We start from the raw sequence: 18,702 nt of genomic DNA, 5'->3' as shown, positions 1-18,702 counted from the left end.
CATGAAGGGCATCATCCTCGCCGGCGGGTCCGGCACGCGTCTCTGGCCGATCACCAAGGGCATCTCCAAGCAGCTCATGCCCATCTACGACAAGCCGATGGTCTACTACCCCTTGTCGACCCTGATGATGGCAGGCATCCACGAGGTGCTCGTCATCACCACGCCCGAGTACAACGACCAGTTCCGGGCACTGCTCGGCGACGGGTCGCAGCTGGGCATGACCATCGAGTACGCCGTTCAGCCATCGCCCGACGGCCTGGCCCAGGCATTCGTCATCGGCGAGGACTTCATCGGCGACGACAGCGTCGCCCTGGTCCTCGGCGACAACATCTTCCACGGCGTCGGACTCGGCTCGAACCTCAAGAAGAACGCCGACGTCCAGGGCGCGACGATCTTCGCCTACCACGTCGCCGATCCCAAGGCCTATGGGGTCGTCGAGTTCGACGAGGCGTTCAAGGCCGTCTCCATCGAGGAGAAGCCCCTGGCACCGAAGAGCAACTTCGCCGTCCCCGGTCTCTACTTCTACGACAACGCCGTCGTCGGGATCGCGAAGACCATCGAGCCGAGTGCTCGGGGAGAGCTCGAGATCTCGACCGTCAACGAGCGTTACCTCGAGGCCGGCGAACTGCAGGTACAGGTCCTCGACCGCGGCACCGCGTGGCTCGACACAGGCACCTTCGAGTCGATGATGCAGGCGTCCGAATACGTCAGGGTGATCGAGGATCGCCAGGGTCACAAGATCGGCTGCATCGAGGAGATCGCCTGGCGCAACGGGTGGATCGACGACGAGCACCTGGCCGCGTTGGCCGCTCCGCTCGCCAAGAGCGGATACGGTCTCTACTTGCAGAAGCTCCTCGCCGACTGACGTCGGCTCGCCGACCACCGACGACACGAGACCGACCGGAGGGTTCCGGTCGGTCTCGTGTCGTCGTTCGTCGTGTGGCCGGCCTCACGCCTCAGCTGGCTCGAGACGGAGCCGCTCCACCTGACCGGAGCCGACCATCGCCCCAGCCGGACCGACGGACGCTGCCCACGACGTAGGCCGGTCCCACCTGTCGTTGGAAATGGTAGAAGACGTCCTTCAAGGGTTTGAGGGCGTGGTACTGGTTCAATTCCTCGGACACGAGGCTGATGTCGGTACGCGCCTTGACGACACGCCAGCCCTTGGCGTGTGCGAAGAACGACATCCACTGATCCTCGAGGAACGCGAACCGGCGGGGGAGGCGAGCGAAGAACGCGTCGTCCGACACCAGTTCGCAGTCGTACACCGTGCCGCCCGTGCCGGCGTGGTCGGCGGGGGAGCCCGGAGCGATCTCGGCGCGGGCCCAGTACGATCCGTGCTGACTGAAGGCCCACCAGGAGACCACGGATCGGGACTCGTAGTCCGCCAGGAGATCCGTGACGAAACGGGATGAGACGTCCTGGTCGTCGTCCAACATCACGACCGGTCCGCGGTACCCGGCGTTCCACAACAGACGGGCGGCGACGAAGCGGGCGAGACCGCCGATGTTCACCGGGCTCTGGACCAGATCCACGCTGACCAGGCTCCCGGTCGCGGCGCCACGGACGGCTTCTGCGTAGCGAGCCGCGTCGGCCGAGTTGTTGTTCCACAGGAGGAGGCGGACCGGACGCTCGGCGTCGAGTGCCGCGAGCATGTCGAGCACGTGAGGCAGCCGGTCCGGTCGGTTCCACAGGCACATGACCATCGGGATCCCGGCCGAGTCGGGGCGGCCCCAGGCGCCACTGGTCGACACCGAGACGCCCGTTCGCAGGAACTCACCGATGACGGCCTGCCAACGGCTGTCCCGTCGTCGTTCGGCCGCCACGCGTGCGGATCGGAGGCCACGGTCGTAGACGCGCTCGACGCGCAGCATCCGGGCGACCGCTCGGGACGCACGGCGGAACCGACGGTTCATCTCGTGCGTCGGGTTCGTTCGCGGACCCCGTCGACGAGCTTGACGATCCGGCGGTTCTTCATCGCCTCGACCTCCGCACGCGTGCGAGCGAGCTCGTCCTCCAACCCGGCGGCGTGTCGACGGAGTCGAACGGCTTCGTCCTCGGCGTCCGACAGGGCCTGCGCGGCCTGGTCGAGCCGCGCCTCCTGCCGGGAGATCTGTTCGTCGCGGCCGACGAGCGAACGGCCGAGCCCGCCGAGGTGCCGGTCGACCGGCTCGGTGAACGGGACGTCGGGCGGGTAGGGGCCGGAGGGCGGCACTTCCGCGAGGAACTCGACGAGCGAGCGATCGAGGCGGAACGGACCCTCGGCGGCCTCGGCATCCGTCACGTGCCGGGCCGCGTAGTAGGACAGGAGCGTGCCGTCGAGCAGACGACGGTAGTCGCGCATGCCGTGGTGATTGGGACTGGGGGTCAGATGAGGGCTGGCGAGGTACCCGAGTCCTGCGCTCTCGACCTTGCGCCGGAACTGCGTCCAGGAGCGCCACGGAAGGTGGAGCACCTCGAGTTCGAGCCCCTGCGCAGGTGCACCTGTGCTGGCGATGCTCACCACGTGGTTGCCCTGTGCGACGGTGACGTCGGCGTCGGCGACGTGGACCGCGTTGGTGGTCGGCTGGGCGAGCACGCCGACCGCCCGGAGTTCGTCGTTGGTGCGTTCGTCACGCCACACGAGCCGGTCGATGCCGGGACCGTCGAGCGCGACGGGCCCGACCATGTTGACGACCGGCACCGAGAACGAGCCCAGGCCGGCGTCGAGTCGCGCGAACACATCGGCCAACCGCAGTGAGCGGTCCCGGGGGATCAGGAACTCGTCGGCGTCGGCGTTGACGACCCAGTCGGCACCGTGGACGGTCGCGGCTTCTCGGGCCATGCGCGTCACGACGGCACCCTGTTGTTTCCGGTGCTCGGGGTCGTGGTGCAGGACGATCGTTCCTGCGGCCTCGAATTCGGCGAGGATCTCTGTGGTGCCGTCGGTCGAGGCGTTGTCGGTGACGATGATCACGTCGACGCCCTGAGCCACGTGGTAATCGACCCATCGGCGGATGATGTCCGCCTCGTCGCGGACCATGGCGGTGACTGCCAGCGTCATCGTTTTCCCGTCGGGTTCGGGGTGGACGCCCGGCGGGGGAGCCCGCCGAGCCGGAAGCGAGCCTCGAGAGCGACGCGGAGTGCGGCGCGGACGGGCCAGAGGTACCACGCGCGGTACTTCGACGCGAGGAAGCGGTAGGCGCTGCGGTGGTGCTCACGTCGCATCGCGTCCGACGACTCGCGCGTCGAGTGTGCGCCGACGTGGACGACGGTGGCGGCGGGCTCGTAGACGCTCCGGCGGCCGGAGAGGCCGATGCGGTAGCCCAGGTCGACGTCTTCGAAGTACATGAAGTAGCGCTCGTCGAACCCGCCCAACTCGTCGAACACGTCACGACGCACGAGTAGGCAGGCACCGGAGAGCCAGCCGGTGTCGCGCCGGGCCTCGTGCTCGCCTTCGCGCCGGTACGAGCGAGACCAGGGGTTCGTCGGCCAGAGGTTCGCGAACAGCGCGTGACCGAGGCCCGTTCGCAACGAGGGGATCTGTCGAGCGGAGGGGTAGGGCTCACCGTCGGCTTCGACGATCGCCGGGCCGACCGCGGCGATGTCGTCGCCGGAGCGGAGGGTGTCGAGCAGGACGTCGACGACGCCGGGGGCGAGGACGACGTCGGGATTCGAAATCAGGACGTGGTGGACCGAACTCGGCAGGTGGGTGACGGCCCGGTTGACCGCCGTGCCGTAGCCGCGATTCGCCCCGACCTCGACGAAACGACCACCGGCGCCCTCGGTCGTCGTCCGGGCCGCGTCGACGTCGGTCGACGCGTTGTCGGCGACGACCAGACGGGTCGGCTCCGCCGAGGCGGACTCGGTCGACGCGAGGAAAGCGCTCAGGTAGCGGCCGGAGTTGTAGCTGACCGTGACGATCGCCACGGTGGGCTCGTCGGAACGGGTGGGGGTGGTCATGGTGTCGTGTAGGCCTCGTCGTGCGCGAGCGCGCACCGCGCCCAGGTGAAGAGTGTGGCACGTTCTCGTGCCAGGGCACCGAGGCGGGACCGCTCGTCGGGTGAGGAGAGCAATGCCGACAACGCCGTCCTGAGCGAGGTGACGGTCGCCTCGGCGTAGGCGACGGCGTCGCCACCGACCTCGGGCAGAGCCGTCGACCGCGTCGTCAGGACGGCGGCGCCCGTAGCCATCGCCTCGAGCACGGGCAACCCGAACCCTTCGCCCGTGCTGGGGTACGCCACGACGCTCGCCCCGCCCAGGAAGGCGGAGAGGTCGTCGAGGGGGAGGTAGCCGAGGTGCCGGAGCGCTGCTCCGGGACGGTTGCCCGCCTCGGTCAAGGTCCGCGCGGCGTCCGCGTCCCAGCCCAGACCACCGGCGACGAGGAGCGGAGGAGCGTCGGGCCCGAGGAGGCGGTGGGCCTCGATGAGGGACGGCACGCTTTTGCGGGGTTCCACCGTCCCGAGGAATGCGATCCACCCCGGGTCGGTCGTCAGCCCGTTCACCTCGGCGAACGCCCGGACCTGGTCGGTCGACGGAGCGTGGAAGACCGCCCGGTCGACCCCGTGGTGCGCGACGACGACGGGTGCCCTCGACGGGCCGACGTGACGGTCGAGTTCGGCCGCCGTGCTGGCGCTGGGCACGACGACCGCTCGTGCCCAACGTCGAGCAGCCTTCGTCCACACGGAGAAGAAACGCCGCTTGCCCGTGGAGTGGTCGCCGGGGCTGCTGAAGAAGGTCGCGTCGTGCAGGGTGACCACCGTGCGTCGGCTGAGGACAATCGGGAACGTGTAGTGGGGCGAGTGGAGGGTCTGGACGCCGAGGCGGTGGGCCAGGACCGGGAGGGCGATCTGTTCCCAGGCGAGCCGCATCGGCCGACGGGACACCAGCGACGGCGCCACGACGTAGCGGTGGGTCGGTGCCTGCTCGCGGAGCCAGTCGAGATCGTCGGGCTTGACCACGACCGTGACGACCGTTCCCGTCTCGCCGAGACCCGTCAGGAGCCCGGCGATGTATCGCGCGACGCCGCCCTTGGTCGGAGGGATGGACGTCGCGTCGAGCAGGACCGTCCCCGGGCCGCGTCCGCTCAGGATTCGAGCTCTCGGACGGTGGCCGGGATGCGGACGACACCGGCCGCGTACTCGTCGTCGGCCATGACGAACCGCGCGGCCTGACGCTGGATGGCGATGTGTGACCCGTCGGCCGCGGCGAGGAAGCTGTGGACGAAGTAGGGCCCGCCTCCGAACTGGATGTCGTCGAGGCGGTACTCGACGCTGGCCGTCCCGTCGAGGGGGGCGTGTCGGAGACCCATCCGACGACTGTCGGTTCCGTAGACCTGCGTGCCCAGGTTCGTCTCGATCTTGAACCCCGAATGCCACGTCTGCAGGGGCGTGCTGTGGCTGTAGTGCATGCGGACCACGAGGGTGTCTCCGGGCTGAAGCTCTTCGCCGGCGGCGCGTCCCTCGACGAAGACCTCGGTCGCGGTGACGCGGCCGGGAGCCGCCTCGACCTCGGGTTCGGCGGCTTCTGCCTCGGCGATTCGCCGACCCTCGAGGATGTCGCGGAAGTTCTTGACCGCGTCCGCTGCCGACCCGGCGAACTTGACCTCGCCTCGGGAGAGGACGACCGCCCGGTCGCAGAGCTCTTGCACCTGCCCGAGCGAGTGGCTGACGAGGATGATCGTGCGGCCCTGTCGCTGGAACTCGCGGATCTTGTCGAGGCATTTGCGTTGGAAGGCTTCGTCACCGACGGCCAGCACCTCGTCGACGAGCAGGACGTCGGGATCGGTGTGGATGGCGACCGCGAAGGCGAGCCGCACGTACATGCCCGACGAATAGAACTTGACCTGGGTGTCGATGAAGTCGCCGATGCCCGAGAAGGCGAGGATGTCGTCGAAGCGGTCCTCGGTCTCGGCCTGGCTGAGACCCAGGATGGAGGCGTTCAGGAAGACGTTCTCCCGGCCGGTCAGGTCGGGGTGGAAGCCAGCGCCCAACTCGAGCAGGGCGGCGAGTCGACCACGACGTTTGATCGACCCGGACGTGGGCTCGATGATGCCGCCGATGGCTTTCAGCAGGGTGCTCTTGCCGGAGCCGTTGGGGCCGAGGAGACCGATGGTGCTGCCGGCGGGGATCTCGAGCGAGACGTCCTTCAACGCCCAGAACTCCTCGCTGTGCCGACGACCGGCGCGTCCGAGGGTGACGAGACGCTCTTTCAGCGAGTTGTCCTTGCGGATGACGAACTTCTTCGACACGTTCTCGATCGACACCACGGTGGGCGAGCCGGCGGGGGAATCGGGTGAGGCCAGAGGGGTCGACAACTGATCGGTGCTCATGGGTGCGGGACGTCCGTTCGGGTCTAGAGCTCTTGGGCGAAGTTGCCCTGCAGGCGGGCGAAGACGCGGTGGAACGCGTACACGAGCACCAGCCCGATCAAGGCGGCGACGCCCATGCGCAGCAACAGGTCGGCCGGGTACGAAGAGTCGTCGCCGGCGATCCAGAAGGCACGGTGGAATCCGAGCACCGCGAGGGTGATCGGATTGTCGGTGTAGAGACCGAGCAGCCATTCACGGCCACCCGTCAGGGCGTTCGAGACCATCGTCCAGGCGTAGACGATGGGCGATGCCCACATCGCGAGCATCAACAACACCTCGACCAGGTACTGCATGTCGCGCAGGTAGACGTTCAAGGCGGCGAGCAGGAGTCCGAACGCCGTGCCATAGATCAGGATGAGGAGCACCGACGGGAAGAAGTACAGGATGTCGAGGTGCGCCGGGAAGCTGCCCGTGACGATCGTGGCCCCGATCAGTACGACCATCTGGATGCCGAAGTTGAACAGGGCCGAGCCGATGCTCGCCAGGGGGTAGATCTCTCGAGGCGTGTAGACCTTCTTGATCAGGCCACCGTTGCTGACGATCGACGACGTCGAGCCCGCGATGATCTCACTGAACAAGCCGTAGATCGTGAGGCCAGAGAAGATGTAGACCGCGAATTCGGGGATGTTGCGCGCGGCGCCGAGGATCTGCCCGAGGACGACGTAGTAGATGATCAGCTGGGTGATGGGGCGGATGAGGGTCCAGAGGAACCCCAGCGCGCTGTCCTTGTAGCGCGACTTGAGGTCGCGTCGGATCAGCAGGTCGAGGAGCTGCCGGTGCGAGTAGATCTCACGCACGATGCCGAAGGTGCCGCCGAAGACCTTCGACGGCTGGCCCGCGACGACCATGGGCTCTTTCGCGAGGCGCTCGAAGCGCTCGCCCGACGTACTGCTCGGTGTCGTGGTGGTCATGGGCGTGGACCCCTTCGTGGTCAAAACTGAAGCACTATACCCCGGTCGGCTGAGGCGGACCGGTTCACGGGAGGGCGGGAGCCTACTTGCCGTACTTGCTGGCGCGCATGGTCGCCAGACGGTTCTGCACCTTGCTGCGCAGCACCTCGATGCCGCCTCCGTCGGTCACGTAGTGGCGGGCGAGCGCGAGGTCGCGCGCGACGCCGTGACGGCGGTTGGCGATCTCGTGGAACTTCTCCTCGCTCGACCTGGCGACCTTGCCACGCAGCGCCTTGACGGTCGTGACCGCCGTGCTCTCGAGGGCACGGTCCGGTGCGACGTGCGGGTCACGGCAGAACTCCACGAGCGGGGAGAGCGCTTTCTCCCAGGTGAAGTCCTCGCGAACCCGGGACACCGCGTCCCGGGTCGCCGCCGTCACCTCGGGATCGTAGAGAACGGACTCGAGCGCGTCGGCGAGTGCTTCGACGTCACGCTCGGGGACGGCCACACCCATCCCCTCGGCGCCGACGAGATCGCCGAAGCTGTCACCCCGGGTCGTGACGATGGGCAGGTTCGCCCACATGTAGTCGAGGATGCGCGTCCGGAAGGAGAACGTCGTCTCGATGTGGTCGTAGTGCGTGCTGACGCCGGCGTCGGCCTCGAGCAGGTAGTTGGCGCGGTCGTCGAGGGCGACCCACTGCTCGTTGAAGAACACGTTCTTGCCGGCGACTCCCAGCTCGGCGGCGAGCTGGCGGGTCCGCGCGACGATGGCCATCTCGGGCACGTCGGGGTTGGGATGGGCCACCCCGAGGAAGAACAGGCGGACGTCCGGGCGCCGTTCGGCGAGCAGGGCGATGGCACGGATCAGGGTGAGCGTGTCGAACCAGTTGTAGATCCCGCCGCCCCAGATGACGACCTTGTCGTCTTCGCCGATGCCCGGGACGACGCCCCGGATGGCCTTGCGCGTGTGCGCAGGGGGAGTGGAGTCCATGCCGAACGGGGCGATCGCGATGAGCTTCTCGAGGTTTTCGTCAGCCGCGTAGTTCTCGGGGTTGATGCGCCCGAGGCCGGCCAGCTGCCCGAGCCAGAAGAGACGCTGACGCTCGGAGGCGCAGAGGAAGAAGTCGGCTCGGAGCAGCTGCTCGTTGAGGACGTCGGTGGCCGAGGCGACCTGGTTCTTCCACTGCGCGAGGCCCCACTCTCGGCCCTGTTCGAGCTGTTCGAGGTGCATCGGGTCGTAGAGGTCCGCGACCATGATCTTCTTCGACCTCTTGAGGGTCGTGAAGTGGTGCAGGGCGTGGCCCTGGAAGACGATGACGTCGGCCCACTCTTCGTGCGCCTTCATCTCGTGCTCGTTCTGGAGGCGGACGCGATCCACCTCGAAGAGGTCGGACTTGCGGGCCGCGACGTTCCAGGTCAGGAGCCGGACGTCGCTGTGCTCGGAGAGGGCCTCGCTGATCTTCCAGGCCCGCATGGCCGGCCCGGCCATCTTGTCGCCGATGGCATCACCCGTGATGACGAGCACCTTCGTCCGCTGGGTGTGCTCGCGGATGTCGAAGGCGTCGACGATGGAGCGGAAACCCTCGAGGTAGTAGGGGTCGCCGAAGAGCGGCTTGAAGATGTCGCCGAAGAGCCGGAAGACTTCTCCGTCGGTCTTGGTCCGGCGGGCCTGCAGGTCGTCTCGCGCGGCCTGCAGATCGGGCAGCTCGGCGACGAACTGGTCGAGTGCGAAGAGGCCCGCCATGGTGTCCTTCGACACGGGGGTCTCGGGGTCGAACTCGTCGGCCGCCCCGACGAAGCGGCGGATGTCGAACATCTCGGAGTCGAGGCCGCTCTTGGCCACGGCCCGGCGGGCGAGCAACGCGAGGGCGCCGGGCAGGAACTTCGCGAGGCTCTCGTCCGAGAGGTTCTTGAAGAGCAGCATCAGGGCGTTGCGCTCGAGCAGGTACATCTCTCGGTGCTCGCCGAAGCTCTTCATCGAGCCGTGGTGCTTGTGGAAGACGATCGACTGCGGTGCGAATCGGACCCGGTAGCCCAGGATGTTCAGTCGCCAGCCGAGGTCGACGTCGTCGTAGAACATGAACAGCTTCTCGTCGAAGCCACCGACCTGCTCGAAGACGGACTTGCGCACGAACAAGGCGGAGCCCGTGCCGAAGAGCAGGTCTTTCGGGGTGTCGAACTGGCCGTCGTCGACCTCGGTGACGCGGTCCTTGTAACCCATGCCGAACCAGGTGAGGCTGCCCTGGACGAAGTCGATGGCCTTGCCGTCCCAGTCCAGGACCTTGCTGCCGACTGCCGCGACCCGAGGACTGACGTTGAACTGGTCGAGCGCCTCACGGATCCATCCGGGGTGGGGCTTGGCATCGTTGTTCAGGAACGCCACGAACTCGCCCTTGGCCTTCTTGGCGCCGAGGTTGCTGCCACCGGTGAACCCGAGGTTGTCCTTCGAGACGACGATCTTGACGTTGGCGTGGCCACCGAGCTCGGCCTCGAGACGCTGGCGGCTGTCGTCGCCCGAACCGTTCTCGACCACGACGATCTCGAGCTGGTCGGTCGGCCAATCCACCTCGGTGAGGCGGGCGACGCACTCGAGGGTGTCGTCCGTCCCGCGGAAATTGACGATGACGACCGAGACGACGCTCGACGTGGAAACAGGCACGGTGGGTACTCCCAAGGACGGTGGTGCGGGCCGGTGGGCCCCGCGAGTGCGCTCCCACTATACGAGGGCGTCACCGGCACCCGCCCCCGGCGCTGTCAGAATGGTCGGATGGACGCATCCGTGATCGTCGTCAACTGGCGTCAACCCGAACTCACGCTGCGCTGCCTCGAGTCGCTCGTCGGCCAGCGAGCGAGCGCCTCGTTCGAGATCGTCCTCGTCGAGAACGAGGCGTCGCCTGGCGGCACCGAACCGTTCCGGCGCCTCGTTCCCGATCTCGTCGTGGTCGAAGAGGCGACCAACGCCGGCTTCGCGGGTGGGGTGCGTCGAGGCATCGAGGCCTCGCGCGGTGACGTCGTCGTGCTGCTGAACAACGACGCGGTCGCCGAACCCGGCTTCGTGGAGGCGGGCCTCGCAGCCCTGCGCGCCGGCGGACCTCGGGTGGCCGCCGCCTCGGCCACCGTGACGCTCGAGGGCGGTTTCGTACGCGCCACCCCTCGGGACGAGGGTGCGCTGGTCGACGGCCGCGGGACGGCGTGGCTCCGGTCGTCGGCTCCCGAGGCCGTCGGCCTGCTGAACGGAACCGGTGTCGAACTCGCCCCCGACGGCAACGGTCGCGATCGAGACTGGCTGCAGCCCTCGGACGACGTCGTCGACCATCCTGCCGACCCCTTCGGATTCTCGGGAGGGGCGGCCTTCGTCCGGCGGACGGCCCTCGAGGCCGTCGGGGGCTTCGACGAGGGGCTCTTCATGTACTACGAGGACCTCGACGTCTCGTGGCGGCTCCGGCTCGCGGGCCTCGAGATCGTGCACGCCGCCTCGGCCCGGACGATCCATCGACACGCGGCGAGCTCGGCCGGCAGCGGTGCCCTCGTGCGGCGACAGAGCATGCGGAACCGCCTGCTCGTCGTCGTCCGCAACGGTTCGGCAGGGTTCGTGGCGCGGGTGACGCTGCGGACCCTCGCGCGCCTCCTGATCGATCTGGCGCGCCCCCGCGGGGCCCAGCTGTCACGTCGGGACTGGGGCTCGGTGTGCCGTGGGCTGCCGTCGGCGGTCGCCGGGGCGCTCGTCTCGCGTCGGCGCTCGGGCGTGACGAGGGGTGCGCGTCGGCGTGTCGAGCAGTCGCTGAGGCCGATCGACCGCTGACCCGTCTTCGGGGGACACGGCCTTCCGGTCGGGGTACGGGAGGCTACAGTCGGAGGACTGGTCGGGCTTCGCATCCGGTCTCCCGCTCGAACGACGAGGTACGCCGCCAGGGGGCGGCGGTGGGGAGGCGCCTCGACCGCGTGCCCCAGGGAGGCCACCCGTGTCCAGAAGGATCATCGCGATGGCTGCGGCCGTCGCCGTCGCCGCCGGTCTGTTGACCGGCTTGTCATGGGGGGCGTCCTCGCCGCCGGCCCAGGCTCTCTCGGGGGCGGACTTCGACCCGGGCAACATCATCACGGACCAGGTGTTCTTCAATTCGGGGGCGATGTCCGAATCGCAGGTGCAGTCCTTCCTCGCGTCCCGGATCGGCAGCTGCTCGAACTCGAACTGCCTCAACGTGAAGCGCCTCGACACGGCGTCGCGTCCGGCCGACGCGATGTGCAACGCCTATCAGGGGGCGAGCCAGGAGCCGGTCTCGCGGATCATCGCCAAGGTCGCCCAGGCCTGCGGCATCAACCCGCAGGTGTTGCTGGTGACGCTGCAGAAGGAGCAGAGCCTGGTCTCGGGTTCGATCGCCAGGGCCCCGTCCGATGCCCGGCTCGAGCGTGCCATGGGGTACGCCTGCCCGGACAGTGCCAACGGTGGCTGCGATCCGTCGTTCGCCGGGGTCTACAACCAGCTCTACAAGGCGTCGTGGCAGTTCAAGCGGTACGCCAACCCGGCCGGGACGAGCAACTACTTCACGCAGTACGCGCCCGGTGGCAATCGGACCGTGCTCTACAACCCCAACGCCGCCTGCGGATCGAAGTCCGTCTTCATCAAGAACCAGGCGACCGCCAACCTGTACTACTACACGCCCTACACGCCCAACGCCCCGGCGCTCGCGAACCTCAACGGGACGGGCGACTCGTGCTCCGCCTACGGCAACCGCAACTTCTGGGTGTACTTCACCGACTGGTTCGGCTCGACGACCGGCGGCAACGGTCCGCAGGGCGCGCTCGACTCGCTGACGACCGGTCTCGAGTCCGTCTCGGTCAACGGGTGGGCCTTCGACCGCGACCTGCCCGCGCCCATCGGGGTGCACGTGTACGTCGACAAGACCGGGTACCCCTTGACGGCGGACCGGTCGCGACCCGACGTGGGTGCTGCGTACCCGTCCAAGGGCAACAACCACGGCTTCCAGGGCACCGTCCCGGCGTCCCCCGGCGTCCACGAGGTCTGCGTCTACGCCATCGGCCTGCGCGGCAACGGCAACACGACCCTCGGTTGCCGGACCGTCACGATCGCGTCGGCGTCCCCGGTCGGTGCCGTCGACTCGGTCGTCGCCGCTCCTGGCGGAGTCCGCGTCAACGGATGGGCCCTCGACCCCGAGAGCACCGCCTCCATCGCCGTCCACGCCTACGTCGACGGCGTCGGGTACCCCCTACGCGCCTCCGGGCAACGACCCGACATCGGGCGCGCGTACCCGGCGAACGGGGCGGCACACGGTTTCACGGCTGATCTGCCCGCCTCGGCGGGCGCGCGCTCGGTGTGCTTCTTCGCCATCAACCAGGGCGCGGGGGGCAACTCGAACCTCGGCTGCAAGACGGTCACGGCGGTCGGCTCGACACCGGTGGGAGCGCTCGACGTCGTCTCGACCTCGGCGAACGCCATCACGGTCGCCGGATGGGCCCTCGACGGTGACACCACTGCGTCGATCCCCGTCCACGTGTACGTCGACGGCGTCGGACGCGTCACGACCGCGTCGAACGCTCGCCCGGACATCGCCCGGAACTACCCCGCCTACGGAGCAGCGCACGGTTTCAGCTCGACCGTGACGGCGTCGGCCGGGTCCCACTCGGTCTGCGTCTACGCCATCAACCAGGGCGCGGGCACGAGCAACACGACGTTGGGATGCCGGACCGTCGTGGTCGGCGGCGCGCTGCCGGTCGGCAACTTCGAGTCGGCCGTCGGGACGACCGGAGGGGTCCGGGTGAACGGTTGGGTGGTCGATCCCGACACGGCTGCGCCGTTGCCCGTCGCGTTCACCGTGGACGGTGCCGCCGGCGCCACGGTCGTCGCCGACCAGAGCCGTCCCGACGTCGCGCGGTCGTACCCGACCTCGGGTCCGTTGCACGGCTTCGGGGCGGTCGTCCCCGCCGCTCCCGGTTCCCGGACCGTGTGCGGCACCGCCAAGGACTCGTCGGGCGTCGGGCAGCTGAACCTCGGCTGCCGGACGGTGACCGTTCCCTGACCGTCTGAGGCCCCCTGGGGCGAGACCACGAACGGGTGGCAGCCGACGAGGCTGCCACCCGTTCGTGCTTCCACCCGGCCGGGGTGGATCGCCTCGCGGCGTCAGGCGGAGGGGGGCCCCACCGAGGAGGCGCGATCATGGACGGCGGGTTCCTCCAGCCGCGTGTCGGCACGATCCGAGGCTCCGAGCGACGGGGCATCGGTCGCTGGCACGTCGTCCGTCCGCGAGAACGCCGCCCGGCCGAGGAGCACGGCACCGCCTACGAGGGTCACGAGCAGGACCGCAGCCCAGATGTACCACCCGCCCGGTGGCAACCACTCGGGATCGGTGAACATGCGCGACCAGCCATCGGGCATTCCCAGCACGTAGCGCTGGAGATTCCAGACGTAGGTGTGGAACTGCATGATGGCGAGGATGACCAGGACGAAGCCCGCGAGGCGGCGGGCACCAGGCAGGGTGAACGCAGTCGGGAAGGCGTCGTCGAGGGCGATGCCTCCGGCGATGACGAGAGGGCAGACGATCGCCAGCAGGTAGCGTGCCTGCCAGATGTAGCCGTAGTCGGCCGCTGCGTAGCCCTGCATGAGCGGCGGGATGAACAGGAACGCCAGGATGAGCAGCAGGACGGTGCGACGCGGACGGCCCCGGCCGAGGAACAGCCCGGCGACGGCCAAGGCGAACATCAGCCCGCCCCAGATGGCCACGGTGGTGAAGGGTGCGGGGACCTCTTGCCAACCGAAGATGCCGACGTAGCCGGTCAGGTTCTCGAACGTCAGGAAGGCCATGGTCCGGAAGGCGAGACCGAAGCCCGTGCCTGTGCCCGCGCTCTCGGTGGACACGCTGAGGCTCGCCGAGAGGACCGTCCAGGCGAGGCTGAAGGCGGTCCCGACGCCGATCGCGACGACGCCGACCCAGAAGGCGCGGGATCGGAGGAGGCGCTTGACGAGTTCGAGGTCGAACAGGGTCGCCAGGACGATGATCAGGACGTAGAGCGGGCCGATGCTGCGGCTGTTCGCGAGGGCGACGGCCGCGACGGCGACCATGGCGATGCGCACCGGGGGGACGCCGTCCTCACGCCATCTCTGGGCCAGCAGGCTCAGCCAGGAGAACAGCATGACGGCCGAGGCGATCTCGAGACTGTTGGGATTGATGCCGCTCGCCAGGAAGAGGACCTTGGGGGTGATCGCGACGGCGAGGGCGAGGAGGGCGAACCCCCGTCGCCTGAGCTGTGACAGGGCGACGACGGCGAGGGCCAGGAACGCGGAGACGAGCATCACGCTCACGCCCCTCATGCCGTAGTAGGAGGCCTTCCCGTCGAGGACGAGAGACGGGAGGCCCACGACGGCGTAGTAAGCGGGGTCGTAGGAACCCGCCGAGGTCGTCACGGTGGTCTCGACCTCGGAGTCCGGGACGAGCATCTGGCACTGGGCCGACTCGGCGTTGCGGAAGGCGAAGCACGGCAGGTCGTGGGCTATCGCGATGTACTCGGGGACTTCGACGTCTGTCCATCCACCCTTGCCGGTGGGCGTGCCGGACCATTCACCCCGAACGACGGCTGCGGCGTGGATGGTGTGCGCCGGCTCGTCGGGGAGCGACATCAGGGGGTTGGCCATGGCCCAGGTACCGCCGAGCAGGCAGAACGCCACGAAGGAGAGCAGGAAGGTGGTGAGGGGGCGCCGGGACCTGCCCTTCGAACGGGAGGGCTGTGAGGCGGTGCGGGTGTCGACGTTCATGTGGTCCTCAGATCGCGGGATCGGCAGGCACCCCGAGGGCGTGAACTGCACGGGCGGCCCCGACGATGATATCGATGGTGGGCGCTACCTCGATCTGGCTGACCGTAGGCTGACGCCATGAGTGTGAAGGGCGCGACCGCGACGACGGTGGAGCGGAAGAACGGTGCGATGGCCTCGGCGGCCCTTCTCTCGACCGTCGGGATCGGCGCCCAGGGCGTCAGCCGTCTCATCTACACGGTCTTGATCGGACGTACCTTCGGCACGGAAGCACTCGGGCACGCCTCGACCCTCTTGTCCCTGTCGATCTTCGTCGCCCTGCTCTGGCCGACGGCGGCCGGGAACACCGCCTCGCGCTTCCTCGCCCTCGCCCTGCACCGCCGCGTCTCCGATGCCGCCCTCGTCCGTGTCCTCGGACGGACCATGCTCGCCTCGTCGTTGCTCCTGGGCGTGGCCACCGTGCCCGTCGCCATGGCTCTCGGCAACTCTCCTCTCGTGGCCGTGTCCGCCGCCGGGCTCGTCGTCGGCTACGGGCTCTACGCCTACGCCCGCGGCGGTCGGCTGGGGCGTCACGGCGCCGCCCGTGTCGCGCTCTGGGACTCCGTCTCGGCCGCAGGCGCGCTCGGCTTGTTGATCGTGGTCTGCCTCACCGGTCAGGGGACCTGGGTGCTCGTCCCCCTGACCGTCGGCTACCTCGTCTTCGCCGTCGCCTGCCTGCCCCGTGGCAACCGTCTGGCGGGACCCGAGCTCGAGGTCTCGCCCGTCCTCGGTTTCGCCCGATGGAACGTGGTGGCCGGGTTGACGACCAACGGCCTGCTCCAACTGGCCATGATCTCGGCCCAGGTCTGGGCTCCGGGCGACGCGGCCGGGTTCTTCGCAGCAGCCTTCACGCTGGCCACTCCCGCGTCCATGCTCGGCCAGGCCGTCAGTCAGATCGTGATCCCCGCGTTCGCCCACCGGGCGACGAGTTCGTCGCTGCGCCACCGTGGACCGTTGTCGTTGTTCCTGGCATTCGCGGGGGGGTCGGCTCTCCTGTTCGGAGCGATGGTCCTGCTCGCTCCGTGGTACCTGCCGCTGTTCTACCCGACCGAGGGCGACGCGGCGGTACCCCTGTTGCGATTCCTGATGCTGGGTGTCTACGTCTTCACCGTCGCGCTCATCCCGGCGGCCCTCATGCTCGCCGCCGGTCGGTCCCGCGAGGTGGCCCTCAGCTCGGTGGCCGGGTTCGTCGCGGGCGTCACGGTGATGGTCGCGTCGGGCCCGACAGCGGGAGTGTCGTCCGGCAGCATCGGCTTCTTGGTCGGCTCGACGGTCAACCTCGTGGTCGTCGTCCTGTTGTCGGTCGGCCGTCGCCCGTCGGCGTCGTCACCGGACGTGGATCAGAGCAGCGAGCGCGCAACCCTCCAGTAGAGGCGCATCGACGCCTGCAGGAGGCCGGCGCCGGCGGGGAGCGGGAACACCTGCTGGTCCAGGGTGGCCGAGAGCAGCGGGGCCAGGTCTCGATCGGACACGACCCTCCGGCTCTGCACCCACCGACGTCGTTGTCGTATCCACGCGGCGTTGTCACGGACCCAGGCATCGGCCCGCTTCTTCTCGGCAGCCCACCCCTGGCTCCGGGCCACCAGGGTCATGACGAGTCCGAGGGCGGTGACGGGCAGCCAGGTCACGACGCGCAGGCGTCGACCGTAGGCGGTCCGCAGGAAGATCTGTCGGTTCTTCTCGAGCAGGAACATCTTGAGGGGGTTCCGGCTGAACTCGTAGTGGTGGATCACCACGGCGTCAGGGACGTAGACGACGGTCAGTCCCGCCTGCCAGGTGCGCCAGCTGAGATCGACGTCCTCGTGATAGGCGAAGTACTCGTCGGCGAATCCCTCCAGGCGCGTCCAGAGGTCGCGACGCAGGACGAGGCCTGCACCGGAGGCGGAGGCCACGAGGGTCTGGGCGGCGTGGTCACTCGCCGGTTCGTTCATGCCGCCGGCCCAGCTGAGACCGACGACGTGGACGGGGTTGCCTGCCGAGTTCATGCGTCCGGGATCGGATGCCAGCCGGATGCTGCCCGTCGCGATGCCCACGCCGGGGCGGGAGGCCACCGCCACGAGCTTGGCGAGGGCGTCCGGTGCGACCTCGGCGTCCGAGTTGACCAGGGCCAGGAACTCGCCCTCCGCGAAGCGGGCACCGTGGTTGACACCGCCTGCGAAGCCGAGGTTCTCGCGGGGGGTCACGATCCGCAGCCGTGGATCATCGGGCAGGTCGCGGACGGCGTCGCTCGTGCACCCGTTGTCGACCAACACGAGGTCGACGTCGACGCCGGTCGAGTCGAGCACCGAACGGACGGCTCGGTCCAGCACGGCCTCGTCACCATAGGCGAGCGTCACCACCGTGACGCGGGGCGACGCGGTCATGAGCGGCCGGCCCGGTCGGTGGGCTCGTCGGTCCGCAGGCCCTCGTCGGGTTCGTGCCCGGTGGCATCGCCCTCGGGGTGCGACGTCGTCACGCCACGGCCGGTGGCACCCACGTCGTCCGCCGAGGCCTTCCTGTCCGCAGCGCGGTCGAGACGGGAGACGCGCTCGTCGAGGAGGGCCACGTGTTCGGCCAGGGTGCGCGACTTCTCTTCGAGGATGGTCAGCTCGGCGCTGTGTTGCACCGAGACGAGGAAGAGGACGACCACGCAGACGAAGAACCCGAGGTTCGTGGGCACGGCGATGCCGAGCAGTCCGGCCAGGCCCGTCAGGACGTGCGGGAAGACGGCGATGAGCAGCGCGAGGGTGCCCGCGACCATCCACCACAGGGCGTGGCGCTCGCGGACGCGGCGGCGACGCAACAACTCGAAGACGACGACGAGCACCAAGAGGGCCGAGACGATGCCGAACACGTAGGTCGTGACGCTCACGCGGCGACCCCCGCGTCGCTGCGCAGGGACAGGGGCGGCCGCCACAGCGCGATGACGAGGGCGAGGCACGCTCGTCCGAGGTACACGGCGGCTTTGGCGGGATCGTGTGACGGGATGCCGCCGGCCCGGACCCGCATGGACACCGGCACCTGGGTGAGGCGGCAGCCGGCCCGGGCGGCGAGCACGAGTGATTCGACGGTGTCACCGAGGTACTCGGCAGGGTAGTGCTCGGCGAAGATCTCGACGGCCCGCGGGCCGGCCCCCCGGAATCCGGAGGTGGTGTCGGTCAAGGGCGTGTGGGCGATGCGGCTCACGACCGTGGCGAGCACGACCATCGCCCAGCGGCGCGGCCCGCGCGCCTCGTAGTCGCCCTCGCCCGCGAACCGGGCGCCGATGGCGACGTCGTGGGACTCCAGGGCCTTCAGCAGCAGCGGGACCCCTGCCGGATCGTGCTGCCCGTCCGAGTCCACCTGCACGACGTTCTCGAAGCCGTTGGCCCGCGCGAACTTGAACCCGGCACGCATGGCCCCGCCGACACCGAGGTTGAAGGGCAGATCGAGGACGGTGGCGCCCGCGGCACGGGCCACCTCGACGGTGCGATCCCGCGATCCGTCGTTCACGACGAGCACGCTGATGCCGGGCAGGGCGCCGAACACCTCTCGGACGACGTCTCCGACCGCGGCCTCTTCGTTGAAGGCGGGCATGACGATGAGCGTCTTCTCCAACGAGACCATGCAGTGATGCTAACAGTCGACCCGGCCGGCATCCGGCGCGCCGGGGGAGCGCGCCCGGACGGGGATGCAGGAGAATC

Annotated in this window: 15 protein-coding genes; 4 read left to right on the top strand and 11 right to left on the bottom strand. The window is 69.0% G+C overall.

Annotated features, from left to right (window positions below; translation table 11 throughout):
* Window position 1 precedes the first annotated feature (1 nt).
* Window positions 2-865, top strand: coding sequence for a glucose-1-phosphate thymidylyltransferase RfbA (gene rfbA, locus IFT36_RS01585; protein WP_056046351.1), 864 nt, complete (start codon window positions 2-4; stop codon window positions 863-865).
* Between the two features lie 91 nt (window positions 866-956).
* On the opposite strand, the gene IFT36_RS01580 is transcribed toward rfbA, so the two are convergent.
* The 7 genes from IFT36_RS01580 to IFT36_RS01555 form a co-directional block, all read right to left on the bottom strand.
* The gene (locus IFT36_RS01580) at window positions 957-1,916 is read right to left on the bottom strand and encodes a hypothetical protein (RefSeq protein WP_200412261.1); all 960 of its coding nucleotides are present in this window, start codon (window positions 1,914-1,916) and stop codon (window positions 957-959) included.
* Window positions 1,913-3,043 carry a glycosyltransferase family 2 protein gene (locus IFT36_RS01575; RefSeq protein ID WP_200412260.1) on the bottom strand — a complete coding sequence of 377 codons (1,131 nt, stop codon included), beginning with the start codon at window positions 3,041-3,043 and terminating at the stop codon, window positions 1,913-1,915. The genes IFT36_RS01580 and IFT36_RS01575 overlap by 4 nt, the downstream gene beginning before the upstream one ends.
* Window positions 3,040-3,942, bottom strand: a complete 903-nt coding sequence (locus IFT36_RS01570; protein WP_200412259.1) for a glycosyltransferase family 2 protein — start codon at window positions 3,940-3,942, stop codon at window positions 3,040-3,042. Before IFT36_RS01570 ends, IFT36_RS01575 begins: the two co-directional genes overlap by 4 nt.
* The gene (locus IFT36_RS01565) at window positions 3,939-5,024 is read right to left on the bottom strand and encodes a glycosyltransferase family 4 protein (RefSeq protein ID WP_307784996.1); all 1,086 of its coding nucleotides are present in this window, start codon (window positions 5,022-5,024) and stop codon (window positions 3,939-3,941) included. Before IFT36_RS01565 ends, IFT36_RS01570 begins: the two co-directional genes overlap by 4 nt.
* Window positions 5,025-5,065: 41 nt before the next feature.
* Window positions 5,066-6,310, bottom strand: coding sequence for an ABC transporter ATP-binding protein (locus IFT36_RS16300; RefSeq protein WP_056046345.1), 1,245 nt, complete (start codon window positions 6,308-6,310; stop codon window positions 5,066-5,068).
* A gap of 23 nt (window positions 6,311-6,333) precedes the next feature.
* The gene (locus IFT36_RS01560) at window positions 6,334-7,260 is read right to left on the bottom strand and encodes an ABC transporter permease (protein WP_192123173.1); all 927 of its coding nucleotides are present in this window, start codon (window positions 7,258-7,260) and stop codon (window positions 6,334-6,336) included.
* Between the two features lie 82 nt (window positions 7,261-7,342).
* On the bottom strand, window positions 7,343-9,898 hold the full coding sequence (locus IFT36_RS01555) for a glycosyltransferase (RefSeq protein ID WP_200412257.1): 2,556 nt from the start codon (window positions 9,896-9,898) through the stop codon (window positions 7,343-7,345).
* A 108-nt stretch (window positions 9,899-10,006) separates the two neighbouring features.
* Here IFT36_RS01555 and IFT36_RS01550 point away from each other — a divergent pair, with 108 nt between their 5' ends.
* Window positions 10,007-11,041 (top strand): glycosyltransferase family 2 protein, encoded by a 1,035-nt coding sequence (locus tag IFT36_RS01550; RefSeq protein WP_200412256.1) that lies wholly within the window; start codon window positions 10,007-10,009, stop codon window positions 11,039-11,041.
* Window positions 11,042-11,222: 181 nt separating this feature from the next.
* Window positions 11,223-13,274: a hypothetical protein gene (locus IFT36_RS01545; RefSeq protein WP_200412255.1), complete on the top strand. Its 2,052-nt coding sequence runs from the start codon at window positions 11,223-11,225 to the stop codon at window positions 13,272-13,274.
* A gap of 101 nt (window positions 13,275-13,375) precedes the next feature.
* On the opposite strand, the gene IFT36_RS01540 is transcribed toward IFT36_RS01545, so the two are convergent.
* On the bottom strand, window positions 13,376-15,004 hold the full coding sequence (locus IFT36_RS01540; RefSeq protein WP_200412254.1) for a DUF2142 domain-containing protein: 1,629 nt from the start codon (window positions 15,002-15,004) through the stop codon (window positions 13,376-13,378).
* Between the two features lie 117 nt (window positions 15,005-15,121).
* On the opposite strand from IFT36_RS01540, the gene IFT36_RS01535 reads away from it, so the two are divergent.
* Window positions 15,122-16,411: a lipopolysaccharide biosynthesis protein gene (locus IFT36_RS01535; protein WP_200412253.1), complete on the top strand. Its 1,290-nt coding sequence runs from the start codon at window positions 15,122-15,124 to the stop codon at window positions 16,409-16,411.
* Here IFT36_RS01535 and IFT36_RS01530 read toward each other — a convergent pair.
* From IFT36_RS01530 to IFT36_RS01520, 3 genes are read right to left on the bottom strand one after another with little or no spacing between them, the layout of a single operon-like run.
* On the bottom strand, window positions 16,381-17,403 hold the full coding sequence (locus tag IFT36_RS01530; protein WP_200412252.1) for a glycosyltransferase family 2 protein: 1,023 nt from the start codon (window positions 17,401-17,403) through the stop codon (window positions 16,381-16,383). The two genes, IFT36_RS01535 and IFT36_RS01530, sit on opposite strands and share 31 nt — an antisense overlap.
* Entirely contained in the window at window positions 17,400-17,891 is a 492-nt protein-coding gene (locus IFT36_RS01525) for a DUF2304 domain-containing protein (protein ID WP_200412251.1), read from the bottom strand. Before IFT36_RS01525 ends, IFT36_RS01530 begins: the two co-directional genes overlap by 4 nt.
* Window positions 17,888-18,625 (bottom strand): glycosyltransferase family 2 protein, encoded by a 738-nt coding sequence (locus IFT36_RS01520; protein WP_192123187.1) that lies wholly within the window; start codon window positions 18,623-18,625, stop codon window positions 17,888-17,890. The genes IFT36_RS01525 and IFT36_RS01520 overlap by 4 nt, the downstream gene beginning before the upstream one ends.
* Between the last annotated feature and the right edge of the window lie 77 nt (window positions 18,626-18,702).

It is taken from the genome of Frigoribacterium sp. CFBP 13605, assembly GCF_014839405.1.
Lineage (GTDB): Bacteria > Actinomycetota > Actinomycetes > Actinomycetales > Microbacteriaceae > Frigoribacterium.
This window is presented reverse-complemented; position numbering and strand designations above follow the sequence as displayed.